Source organism: Pseudomonas putida, assembly GCF_002741075.1.
GTDB lineage: Bacteria > Pseudomonadota > Gammaproteobacteria > Pseudomonadales > Pseudomonadaceae > Aquipseudomonas > Aquipseudomonas putida_T.
Map to the genome: position 1 here is coordinate 3,486,278 of NZ_CP016634.1, position 10,917 is coordinate 3,497,194.

The window sequence follows — 10,917 nt, forward strand, 5'->3', positions numbered from 1 at the left end:
CTCTGTCCTCAAACCGGCATCTGCATGATGTCCTGGTACGCCTGGACCAGTTTGTTACGCACCTGGGTCAGGGCCTGGAACGACACGGAAGCCTTTTGCGAAGCGATCATCACGTCAGTCAGGTCAACGCCGCTCTTGCCGATCTCGAAGGCGCTGGACAGCTGGGTCGAGGCCTGCTGTACATCATTGACCTTGCCGATGGCCTGGCCGAGCATGTCGGCGAAGCTGCTCTGGCCAGGGGCCAGTTCAGGCGCGGCAGCGACCTTGGGCTGGGACATGGCTTCGGCCTGCATGGCCCGCATATCCAGCATCAGACGATTGAATTCAACACCTTGGGTCATGGACTTCTTCTCTCCGGCGGCCGCATTTTTTTGACGCTCATGCAGCGAATGGGCTGGAACTAGCAACAAGAGTGCCAGCCCTGCATGCGGCCTTTAAAACTGGTTTCAACCGTACAGGCTGGCTTCGACGTCAAACCCCGCATCGCGCATCTGCGCCAATTTGTAGCGCAGGGTCCGCGGGCTGATGCCCAAGCGCTCGGCGGCTTCCTTGCGGCGCCCACGCTCGGCCCGCAGGGTGTCGATGATCATCTGGAATTCATGGCGACGCATGTCATCGCCCAGCCCGCTGGATTCGACAGGCGTCTCGCTCACAGCCGCTGTCGGCACCGACAACGCAATGGCGCCGGCCAGACAGAAATCCGCCGCTTCGATCACCCCGCCCTGCTGGAGGATCAATGCGCGCTGCAAGGCGTTGTCCAGCTCACGCACGTTCCCCGGCCACGGATACCCCTGCAGACAGGCACGCGCTTCGGCCGAAAGCCGCACCGGAGCATGCTTCATCTTGGCCACATGACGCGCCAGCAGGCGCTCGGCCAGCGGCAGGATATCGGCGCTGCGCTCGCGCAGCGGGCGCCAGGCGAGCGGGAACACCGACAGCCGATAGTAGAGGTCTTCACGGAAGCGCCCGGCGGCGACTTCCTCGGCCAGGTCACGGTTGGTGGTCGCCAGCACACGGATATCCAGGACGATCGGCTTGCGCCCACCCACCCGCTCCACCTCGCGCTCCTGCAACACGCGCAGGAGCTTGGCCTGCAAGCCCAGGGGCATTTCGGAAATCTCGTCGAGCAACAAGGTGCCCCCGTCGGCCTGCTCGAACTTGCCGGCCTGTGCGGCAATGGCACCTGTGAATGCACCTTTTTCGTGGCCGAACAGCGTGGCTTCGAGCATGTTGTCGGGGATGGCCGCGCAGTTGATCGCCACGAAAGGGTGCGCCGCTCGCGGCGACTGCTGATGAATGTAGCGCGCCAATACCTCCTTGCCGGTCCCGGACTCCCCGGAGATCAGCACGGTCGAATCGCTGCGCGCCACGCGCGCGGCCAGCTCCAGCAATTGTCGGCTGGCCGGCTCGCTTGCCACCGGACCCTCTTCGTCCGCCCCACCCACGCGCCCGGCAGCATGGCGTTCCACCAGGCTCAGCAGCGCCTTGGGTTCGAACGGCTTGACCAGGTAATCGACCGCGCCCTGGCGCATGGCCTGCACGGCACGCTCTACCGCGGCGTGGGCCGTCATCAGCAACACCGGCAATTGAGGATGCAGGCTACGCAGTTGCGTCAGCAACTGATGCCCATCCATGCCCGGCATGTTCACGTCACTGACCACCAGACTGAAGGACTCACCGGCCACCGCCTCAAGCGCCTCCTCGCCACTGCCGACCGCACGATAGGCGAAACCGCCAATCTCCAAGGTATCGCCCAAGGCCTGGCGCAGGACACGATCATCCTCGACCAGCAGCACCTTGATCGCCATCACATCGCCCCCATCGACTGCCCGCCGATCAGCGGCAGCATCACATTCACGCACGTTCCCCGACCGACCTTCGAGCGTAGCCGCAGACTGCCCTGGTGCGCCCGTACCACGGCCTTGACCACCGCCAACCCCAGGCCGGTGCCGGTGGATTTGGTGGTCAGGAAGGGCTCTCCCAGACGCGTCAGCAGCTCGGCATCGATACCGCAGCCAGCATCGCTGATGCACAGGTGCAGGGCCTGGTCGCGACGATACAGGTGCACCTTCAGGCGCGCCGACCCGTTGCTGGCCTGCAAAGCGTTTTCGATCACATTGAGCAACGCGCCCACCAAGGTGTCGCGATTGCACAGCAATTCGCCCAGATGGCTATCGCATTGCCAGCGCACACTATGACCCTGCACATGGGGCTGGGCAGCCTGCTGCAAGGCCTGGAACAACGCCTTGGGGCTCACACGGTCGCCCAAGGGCAGCTCGCCACGCGCGAATACCAGCATGTCGCGGACCTGATGTTCCAGCTCGTGCAGGCGCTCCTTGAGACTGCCAGCAAAGCGCTGGCGGGTTTCCTTGGGCAATTCTTTTTCTTCGTCGGCCAGATGACCGGCATAGAGCATCGCCGCCGACAATGGCGTGCGGATCTGATGGGCAAGTGACGCGACCATGCGCCCCAGCGAGGACAGCCGCTCGTGGCGGGCCAGTTGATCTTGCAGGCGGCGGGTCTCGGTCAGGTCGTTGAGCAGCACCAACTGCCCAGGCTCGGCATCGAGCGAGCGCGTGGCGATGGACAACCGCCGGCCGTCACGCAGCGAGATTTCATGGCCGTCATCCTTGCGCGGGGCGAAGCTGCGGGCGATCACCTGGCGCCAGAGCTCACCGACCAATGGCTCGCCCAGCAACTCGCACGCCGCCGGATTGGCCTCACGTACATAGCCCTGATCGTCGATCACGATCACCCCGCCGGGCAGCAGGTCGAGCAGGTTCTGCAAACGATTGGCCAGGCGCTCCTTTTCATCCAGCTCGGCCATGCGCTGGGCGCTGACCACGGCCAGCTCGCCCTTGAGCTGACTGACCCGGGCTTCGAGCAGGCTGTAGGACTCACTGAGCTGGCTGGAAACCTGATTGAACAGGGCGAACGCCTGCTCCAGGCCCTGACGGCTTTCTTGCTCGACCGGGGTGTGGCCGTGCGCGTCGGGGGTTCGGGAGATGTGGGCGACCTGGGGCATCATGCTCTCTCGCGTGGCTGACCGTCATAAAACCGGTGTGTTGCCAGCGGTGTAGCAATAGCCGTGCCGGGTATAGGGAAATACGGAGGCCTTCATCACGCGATGGCATTGCACCACCGTTCAGGCGCGGGTTTGCCACGCGATGGGCTGCAAAGCAGCCCTTCTTGCAGAGGATGGAAGGCGTCAACCTTCTGCCTGGTCGTCACCTTCTCGACGGCTCATGCCGTACTTACGCATCTTCTCCACCAGCGTGGTGCGGCGGATACGCAAGCGCTCGGCGGCTCGCGCGACGATACCGTTGGCGTCGTCCAATGCTTGCTGGATCAACCCTTGCTCGAGATTGCCCAGGTAATCCTTCAGGTCCAACCCCTCGGGTGGCAGCATGGCGCTACTGGAAAAGCTTGGCGCATGGCCGTTGATCGCCGCGCGCTCTTCCAGGTCGCTGCGCAGGCTATCGACCATCTGCTCATCTTCGTCATCGACGTAACGGAATTTTTTCGGCAGCTCGGAAACCCCGATCACCCCGTACGGATGCATGATCGCCATACGCTCGACCAAGTTGGCCAGCTCACGCACATTGCCCGGCCAGCCGTGGCGGCACAGGGACATGATCGATGCTGAGTTGAAGCGGATCGAGCCGCGCTTCTCGTGCTCCATGCGCGAGATCAGCTCGTTCATCAACAGTGGAATATCCTCGACCCGCTCACGCAGCGGCGCCATCTCGATGGGGAAGACATTCAGCCGGTAGTACAGATCTTCGCGGAAGGTCCCTTCCTCGATCATGGTCTCGAGGTTCTTGTGGGTCGCGGCGATGATGCGCACGTCGATGCTTTGCGTCTTGTTGCTGCCGACACGCTCGAAGGTGCGCTCCTGCAGCACGCGCAGCAGCTTGACCTGCATCGGCAGCGGCATGTCGCCGATCTCGTCAAGGAACAAGGTACCGCCGTTGGCCAGCTCGAAACGCCCGGCACGGCTGGTGATGGCCCCGGTGAAGGCGCCCTTCTCATGCCCGAACAGCTCGCTCTCAAGCAACTCGGCCGGAATCGCTCCGCAATTGACCGGCACGAACGGCGCTTCGCGGCGCTTGGAGTGGTAGTGCAGGTTGCGCGCCACCACCTCCTTGCCAGTGCCGGACTCACCGAGAATCAGCACGCTGGCATCGGTATCGGCCACCTGCTGCATCATCTGGCGCACATGCTGGATGGCCCGGCTGGTGCCGACCAGGCTGCGGAACAGATTGGGTTCGCGCTGGCGACCACGCTCACGGGCCTGGTCGTACATCTCACGGTAGACCTGGGCACGGTGCAGCGAATCGAGCAACTGACTGTAGCTCGGCGGCATCTCGAGATTGAACAGGACGCGGCGGCGTAGGTCTTCCGGGAAGTCCGCGGAAGAAGTTTCACCTAAAAGCAGAACCGGAAGGAACTCATCCCAGGCAGCCACTGTCTTAAGCAGCCCAAGAACACTTGCCGGAGCATTCACAGTCCCGATCAGCACGCACAGCACATCGCGACTCGACGACAAAGAAGCCACCACCTGCTGCCAATCATGGCTGGAGCAGGAGACGTTTTCTTCGCCTAGAAAATTCAGGACCACCGCCAGATCGCGGCGGCGTTCGCTGTCGTCATCGATCAGGAGGATCTTGGTTTCACGCCACATGCGTTAGCAACTTCCCTAGTCATTTCGACGCCCGTAGGCGCGCTCGACATCATTCCGACTGAATGAATCAGTGCTCGGACGTCTGATTTTGCGAAAACAGTCACTAGTTAAGTCAAAAAAACGCACACAGTCAAATTAATGGCGCGCGATTTTTTGCACCCCTCCAGCGTCAACTGAAGAGATGGTATACCTTTGCGGCATTTTTCGCCTGACGAATCTGCGTCATCTCGTCGACTATCGATTGACGCTCACCACTTGCAATATCAATGAGTTGCCGATAAACGCCAAGCAACTGCTCTAGGCTGCCCTTTACCGCATCTTCATTGAGCGAGGCCTCCGCCAGCACGTCGTCGACGCAAATTCGGCACTCCAGGTCGAGCTCGCCAATCGCATCCCAATCACGGCTGTCCAATGCCGCCAGCAGCGCCTCACGGGTCTGCTCGATACGTTCGATTACCTCGCTCATTGCACCTCTCCCGAAATCAGTCTGCCGGCTGCTGGTCGCCGATTGCGTCCCAGCCTTCCTTGACAGTGATGAGCAGACGCGCCACTTCATCGATGATCGCCGGATCGTTCTTGACGTTGGCTTCGATCAGGCGGCGGCTCATGTAGCTGTACAGGTTGTCCAGGTCAGCGAGGCTGTCGGCGTGGTTTTCCAGATCCAGGCCTTCGCGCAGGCCGCCGATAATGTCGATGGCCTTGCCGATCAGGATGCCGCGCTGAGCGATGTCGTTGCGCGCCATGGCGCCCTTGGCCTGGGCAAGACGGTCAAGGCCGCCCTGCATGAGCATTTGTACCAGACGGTGCGGACTGGCCACGGAGGTCTGCGCCACACCATTGACTTTCTGGTATTGCCGAAGGGCCAACATCGGGTTCATGGATCTACCTCGTTGCAGCGAAAAAGGTTGCGTATACCTGTGTATCGTCTCGACGTCAAAGAACTTTAGTCATCAAGCAAAAAGCCCGGGGCGTCCATAAGACGCCGCCGGGCTTTTCAGTGCCTGCCTGAAAGGGTCAGGACTTCTTGGCCTGGGCGTTGATTGCCTCGAAGATCGAGGTGATCTGGTCGGCCTGGGCTTTCATCTTGCCGAGGGCGGTGTCCAAAGCCACGTACTTCTTGGTAAGGGATTCGGTCAGGGACTCTGTACGACGATCCAAGGCAGCCTGCTGATCGGCCAAACTCTTGGCAGCCTTATCCAGGTTGGCCTTACGGGTCGCCAGGCTGCCATCGGTCTTGTTGTAGGGCTCGATGGCCTTGTTCATTCGCTCGAAAATGCCATTGGTGCCGGTGAACAGCTCCTGCACCTCTGGGCCGAGCTTCTTGTCGTTCATGGCCGCGGTGAACTTGGCACTGTTGAACTCGAGCGTACCGTCCTTCTGAGTCGTGTTGATACCCAGCTGACTCAGCGTGGTCAGGCTCGAACCCGCACCCGTTTCGCTCAACACTTTGCGCACATCAGCCAATAGCGAGCGAGTAGTTGGATCGTTGGTCAGCGGCCCGAGCACCAGATTATCGTTACTGTCGCGGCTTGTGGTCGTCAGCGAATTGATCGCTTTTTGCATCGTGTTATAGGCATCGACGAAGCTCTGGACCGACTTTTTCAACCCTTCATTATCGGCTGCTACAGTGACCCTGGTGGCCGCACCGTCAGGCTTGGGTGTCATCCCCATCAATTCCAGTGTCATGCCACTGATGGCATTACTGACAGTGTTGCTTGCACTCTTGACGGCGAGTCCGTCAATAGTCAGCACTGCATCCTGAGCCCTGGCAGTAATGAAGCCAGCACCGGTACCAGAAAGCTGAGTCTTGCCATCGATCTCCAACTCAGGGATACCGGTTAGCGAAATGTCGGTATTGGCACCTGTCGTCGTAGAGCTGAGCACCAAACGGGAACCACCCTCTTCGTTGACGATGTTGGCGGAAATACCGTTGACACCCATTTCCTTGTTGATCTGGTCACGCACGCTCTGCAATGTCGCGTCAGAACCGATCTTCACGGTGTACGTTTTGTCACCTTGGGAGATCGTCAGGTCACCGGCAGTGATGGACTTATTCGCCCCCTCGGAAAACCGCTGACTGGCCACCTTGGAACTGGTTGCGAGCTGATCGACCTTGATGTCGTAGCTACCAGCCACCGCTGTATTGCCCGAGGTCACCTTGACAATGGACTCATTGGCCGAAGTCGCTGCATAGGCATTGAATGCCGGCGCGGTTTTGTCGTTCAGCTTCTTCATGGCGTCCTGGAACGCCGTAAGGGCACTGCGCAGCGAGCCAATGCCCGAGATCATCGCACTGTTGTTGCTGGTCTGGCGCTTGATCTGCGCCTGCTTGGCGGCGGTATCAGCACCCACCAGCGCCTTGACCATCGCACCAATGTCGAGACCGGAACCCAGGCCTACGCTGGATGTAATCGGGCTTGCCATGCTGTTGTCCCTCTCGTCAACGCGTCAATCCTGATCCGCAGGACCGACATGATTCGCATCATTTGTTCGCCGCCACTTATACCTTGGCGTCGAACAGAACACTTTTGACATCACTCAGGCTGTGGGCGATTCGCAGGGCCTCTTCCGAGGGAATCTGGCGGATCAGCTCTCCACTGTCGCTGGCGATGACTTTGACCACGATTTTGCCGGATTCCTCATCAGTAGAGAACTCCAGATTACGTCGGGTTTCATTCAAGAACTTTTCGATTTCCGCGACGGCACTCTTCACATCGTCAACACCCAGCACCTTGACCGGGTCGCCTTTCTTGCCTTCATCGGAAACTTCAATCGGCCGGACAACCGGTTTTTCGGCAACCTGCTCGGCTTGATGCGTAGCCTGATAGGACAGGCTCAGCTTGACGCTCATGTCCATCTTCACCACCTCACAATGAAAAGGCGGGGAAGCGCCCATGCACTCCCCCGCCGGCAACTGTCAGGCAGATTAGCCCAGCAGCTTCAGAACTGCCGACGGCAGCTGGTTGGCCTGGGCCAGAACCGAAGTCGAAGCTTGCTGCAGGGTCTGCTGCTTGGTCAGCTGGGCAGTTTCAGCAGCGAAGTCGGTGTCCTGTACACGGCCACGTGCGGCTTCGGCGTTCTCGTTGATGTTCTGCAGGTTGTTGATAGTGCTGGTCAGACGGTTCTGAGCAGCACCCAGCTCGGCGCGAACATCGTTGATGGTCTGCAGAGCGGTGTCGATGGCGCTGACGGCAGCGCTGAAGGTGGCTTCTGCCTCGGTGCTGGTGGAGCCGGTGACGCTCTTACCGCTCAGGCCGCTCAGGGCACCCGCGCTGGTCAGCTTCTTGCCCAGGTCGATGGTGATCTGGTTGTTGCTGTTGGCGTCGGAACCAACCTGGAAGACCATGCTGCTAGCCGAGCCGTCGAGCAGGTTCTTGCCGTTGAGCTGGGTGCTGTTGGCGATACGGTCGATCTCGCTCAACATCTTCTGGAATTCGTTGTTCAGCGCGTCACGGTCTTCCTTGCTGTTGGAGTCGTTTCGAGCCTGAACAGCCAGTTCACGCATACGCTGCAGAATGTTGGTCTGCTCTTGCATCGCACCTTCAGCAGTCTGGGCGATGGAGATACCGTCGTTGGCGTTCTTGATTGCCATGGTCTGACCACGGATCTGCGAGGTCATGCGGGTAGCGATCTGCAGACCGGCAGCGTCGTCTTTGGCGCTGTTGATTTTCAGGCCGGAGGACAGACGGGTCATCGAAGTGCTCAGTGCGTCGGAAGCACGGTTCAGGTTCTTCTGAACGCCCAGAGAGGTAGTGTTGGTGTTAACGGTCAAAGCCATGACGAATTCCTCGTTGGATTGGGTACTACGGCTTCCGGCCTTGGCAATTCGCCGGGGGTGTGGCCTAGAGAACCTTCGTAATGTTTATCGTCGTCAGGGCAGTTTGCTTTAGGGCCTTTTGGTATTTTTTTTACTGGCACCCTGCCACCCCAATAAAATCAAAGGGTTGACGCCAGAATTCTGCCGAACAAATTTCCCGAGGATGAAAAAAAAGCGCTGCCGGATAACGGCAGCGCTTTTTTCAGAGAAGACCCGCTCGCTCGGCTTAGTCGGCGCGTTCGATGATCGCAGAGCCCCAGGAAAGGCCCACCCCGAATCCACTCAGGGCAACGCGCTTGCACTGCGAACCAAGTACATGTTTTTCCAGCAGCAATGGGATACTGGAAGATACGGTATTGCCCGTCTCGACCATATCCTTGACGAATCGCTCCCGATGCTCACCCTCGTTGAAACGCTGAGACACCGCGTCGACGATCGCCGCGCTCCCCTGGTGCAAGCAGTACAGGTCGATGTCCTGGGCCTGCAAATGGCTCGCTTCGAGCAACTGCTGCAGGTGCGCTGGCACCTTGACCAGTGCGAAGTTGTAGACTTGGCGACCATTCATGAAGAACTTGCCATCGGTCGTGCGCAGGTGTTCAGCGCCCGCGCCATCGCTGCCGAACAGCGACTTGCCCAACTGCCAGGCTGCATCTTCACCCATCCAGGTCGCGGTGGCGGCATCGCCGAACAGCATGGTGGTGTTGCGATCTTCCGGATCGACGATCTTCGAATAGGGGTCGGCGGTGATCAGCAGGCCATTCTTCAGGCCAGCAGCTTCCATGAAGCCTTTCATCGCATACAGGCCATAGACATAGCCGGAGCAACCCAGGGAAATGTCGAAGGCAGCGACGTGGGTCGACAAGCCCAGCTTGTACTGGACGATTGCCGCCGTATGCGGCAGCCCCTCGGCGTCGCCATTCTGCGTGACGACGATCACGGCATCGATGGACGCAGGATCCAGCGATGGATTGGCAGCGAACAACGTCCTGGCCGCTTCGACGCACAGGTCGGAGGTTTCCTGGTCAGCTTCCTTGCGCGGCAGGAAGGTCGAACCGATCTTGCCGAAGATGAAATCCTGATCTTTACCGAATTTCGCACCTTGGGCGTAGTTGTCGACGCCTTCGACAGGTACGTAACTGGCGATGCTTTTAATGCCAATCATATGGCTTCCCGTTCATTAACAGCAAAGTCACCACCGCGCCAGCAATAGCACAATGCCATAAGCGACGCAGCGGTTTCCGATTTCGACAATATACAGTGAAGATGCACGTTCTGACTCCCAGGTCACGCGCTTTTTGTCGCCATCGGAACGCCAGACTTTCAAATCAGTCCGTTTTTCCGCGCAAGCATCAGATCGGCTTCGCAATGGATGCCCTGCTCATGGGCCCATTGGGCCATGCTCTCGATCGAGTGGTCCAATGAGGTCCAGTCATCAAGCCCCAGTCCACGGGCCTTATCGATATCCGGCACATAGTAAGAACGTGCCTGCTGGACGTCGTCCCGTCCCAGTATCCTGACAGGCTTGCCCGGTGCCAGACGAGCAACGACCTTACGAGCCAATTCGGCAATACTCAGCGCTTTGTCGGACCCGACGTTGTAGGCCTGCCCGTTCACCCCCCTGGCGAGCAACGTCAGCAGCCACCCAGCGAGGTCAGCTCCATGCAGGTAGCTGCGCACAGCGCTACCGCTCGATTGCAGTACCAGTTCATCCCGCCAGAGCGCATCTCTGACAAAGTTGCCGATCGCAAAATGTTCGTCCAAGGCAAGACCCGGGCCTGAAAACGCAAAGCACCGGGTCATCACGACTTCCACCCCATAACGTTCGGCATAAATGGCCGCCAAGGTCTCCTGCGCCCGTTTCGCCTCAGCATAGGCACTCCCTGCCCGCAAGCTGTCGCAAGCGCCTGAGCTGCTTTCCAGCACAGGACGCTCCCCTGCGATAGCACCATATTGAGCGCCGGAGCCGGTAAAAAGCACCCGGCGGGCACCTGCATGCACAGCGAGATCCAACACGTTGCGCGCACCACCAAGGATGGTGTCGTAAAGGCGCAATGCATCAGCCTGGCCATTGGCAGTGGTATCGGTGGCAGCGTGGATCACCGCATCACATCGTATCGCCAGCAGTTGCTCGTCCAATGCACGAACATCGGCCTCAACCCAACGAATCCAACCATCCCGAACATACTCCGGGTACTGGCGCAGGAAACGGCCCGGGTTACGGGAGACGGCCGTTAGTTGAATCCCCGCCCCCTGTCGATTCAACGCTGCCAGCATGGCCAACAACCATTTGCCGAAAAAGCCGGTACATCCGGTCAACAGCACGTGCTGGCCAGCCAACTGACGAATGTCCAGACATTGGATGACACGCTGGACATCCGCCTCGATAAGCGGTGACTTCAGGGAAACGCTCATGCCG

At 59.7% G+C, this 10,917-nt stretch carries 11 protein-coding genes; all 11 read right to left on the reverse strand.

The genetic code is table 11. From position 1 onward, the window contains the following. Positions 1-8: 8 nt before the first annotated feature. The 11 genes from fliE to IEC33019_RS16410 all read right to left on the reverse strand — a co-directional run bounded on the left by fliE (position 9) and on the right by IEC33019_RS16410 (position 10,913). Positions 9-341: a flagellar hook-basal body complex protein FliE gene (gene fliE, locus IEC33019_RS16360; protein WP_070092436.1), complete on the reverse strand. Its 333-nt coding sequence runs from the start codon at positions 339-341 to the stop codon at positions 9-11. A gap of 105 nt (positions 342-446) precedes the next feature. After that, complete coding sequence (locus tag IEC33019_RS16365) at positions 447-1,808, reverse strand: sigma-54-dependent transcriptional regulator (RefSeq protein ID WP_070092437.1); 1,362 nt, start codon at positions 1,806-1,808, stop codon at positions 447-449. Next, a complete protein-coding gene (locus IEC33019_RS16370; protein WP_070092506.1) occupies positions 1,808-3,025 on the reverse strand; it encodes a sensor histidine kinase in 1,218 nt (405 codons plus the stop codon). Before IEC33019_RS16370 ends, IEC33019_RS16365 begins: the two co-directional genes overlap by 1 nt. A 183-nt stretch (positions 3,026-3,208) precedes the next feature. Continuing rightward, positions 3,209-4,684 carry a transcriptional regulator FleQ gene (gene fleQ, locus IEC33019_RS16375; protein WP_070092438.1) on the reverse strand — a complete coding sequence of 492 codons (1,476 nt, stop codon included), beginning with the start codon at positions 4,682-4,684 and terminating at the stop codon, positions 3,209-3,211. 169 nt (positions 4,685-4,853) lie between these two features. Continuing rightward, a complete protein-coding gene (locus tag IEC33019_RS16380) occupies positions 4,854-5,150 on the reverse strand; it encodes a flagellar protein FliT (protein WP_043210877.1) in 297 nt (98 codons plus the stop codon). Between the two features lie 16 nt (positions 5,151-5,166). Continuing rightward, entirely contained in the window at positions 5,167-5,562 is a 396-nt protein-coding gene (fliS, locus tag IEC33019_RS16385) for a flagellar export chaperone FliS (protein ID WP_070092439.1), read from the reverse strand. Between the two features lie 136 nt (positions 5,563-5,698). Next, a complete protein-coding gene (gene fliD / locus IEC33019_RS16390; protein ID WP_070092440.1) occupies positions 5,699-7,108 on the reverse strand; it encodes a flagellar filament capping protein FliD in 1,410 nt (469 codons plus the stop codon). Positions 7,109-7,184: 76 nt separating this feature from the next. Next, the gene (locus IEC33019_RS16395) at positions 7,185-7,541 is read right to left on the reverse strand and encodes a flagellar protein FlaG (protein ID WP_070092441.1); all 357 of its coding nucleotides are present in this window, start codon (positions 7,539-7,541) and stop codon (positions 7,185-7,187) included. A 69-nt stretch (positions 7,542-7,610) separates the two neighbouring features. Then, positions 7,611-8,462 carry a flagellin domain-containing protein gene (locus tag IEC33019_RS16400; RefSeq protein WP_070092442.1) on the reverse strand — a complete coding sequence of 284 codons (852 nt, stop codon included), beginning with the start codon at positions 8,460-8,462 and terminating at the stop codon, positions 7,611-7,613. Positions 8,463-8,727: 265 nt separating this feature from the next. Further along, complete coding sequence (locus IEC33019_RS16405; protein WP_070092443.1) at positions 8,728-9,663, reverse strand: ketoacyl-ACP synthase III; 936 nt, start codon at positions 9,661-9,663, stop codon at positions 8,728-8,730. 158 nt (positions 9,664-9,821) lie between these two features. Then, on the reverse strand, positions 9,822-10,913 hold the full coding sequence (locus IEC33019_RS16410) for an NAD-dependent epimerase/dehydratase family protein (protein WP_070092444.1): 1,092 nt from the start codon (positions 10,911-10,913) through the stop codon (positions 9,822-9,824). Positions 10,914-10,917 lie beyond the last annotated feature (4 nt).

What these genes read in the sequence shown, in the direction of transcription:
- fliE (WP_070092436.1), bottom strand. Translation starts at nt 341, where the DNA reads ATGACCCAAGGTGTTGAATTCAATCGTCTGATGCTGGATATGCGGGCC.
- IEC33019_RS16365 (WP_070092437.1), bottom strand. Translation starts at nt 1,808, where the DNA reads ATGGCGATCAAGGTGCTGCTGGTCGAGGATGATCGTGTCCTGCGCCAG.
- IEC33019_RS16370 (WP_070092506.1), bottom strand. Translation starts at nt 3,025, where the DNA reads ATGCCCCAGGTCGCCCACATCTCCCGAACCCCCGACGCGCACGGCCAC.
- fleQ (WP_070092438.1), bottom strand. Translation starts at nt 4,684, where the DNA reads ATGTGGCGTGAAACCAAGATCCTCCTGATCGATGACGACAGCGAACGC.
- IEC33019_RS16380 (WP_043210877.1), bottom strand. Translation starts at nt 5,150, where the DNA reads ATGAGCGAGGTAATCGAACGTATCGAGCAGACCCGTGAGGCGCTGCTG.
- fliS (WP_070092439.1), bottom strand. Translation starts at nt 5,562, where the DNA reads ATGAACCCGATGTTGGCCCTTCGGCAATACCAGAAAGTCAATGGTGTG.
- fliD (WP_070092440.1), bottom strand. Translation starts at nt 7,108, where the DNA reads ATGGCAAGCCCGATTACATCCAGCGTAGGCCTGGGTTCCGGTCTCGAC.
- IEC33019_RS16395 (WP_070092441.1), bottom strand. Translation starts at nt 7,541, where the DNA reads ATGGACATGAGCGTCAAGCTGAGCCTGTCCTATCAGGCTACGCATCAA.
- IEC33019_RS16400 (WP_070092442.1), bottom strand. Translation starts at nt 8,462, where the DNA reads ATGGCTTTGACCGTTAACACCAACACTACCTCTCTGGGCGTTCAGAAG.
- IEC33019_RS16405 (WP_070092443.1), bottom strand. Translation starts at nt 9,663, where the DNA reads ATGATTGGCATTAAAAGCATCGCCAGTTACGTACCTGTCGAAGGCGTC.
- IEC33019_RS16410 (WP_070092444.1), bottom strand. Translation starts at nt 10,913, where the DNA reads ATGAGCGTTTCCCTGAAGTCACCGCTTATCGAGGCGGATGTCCAGCGT.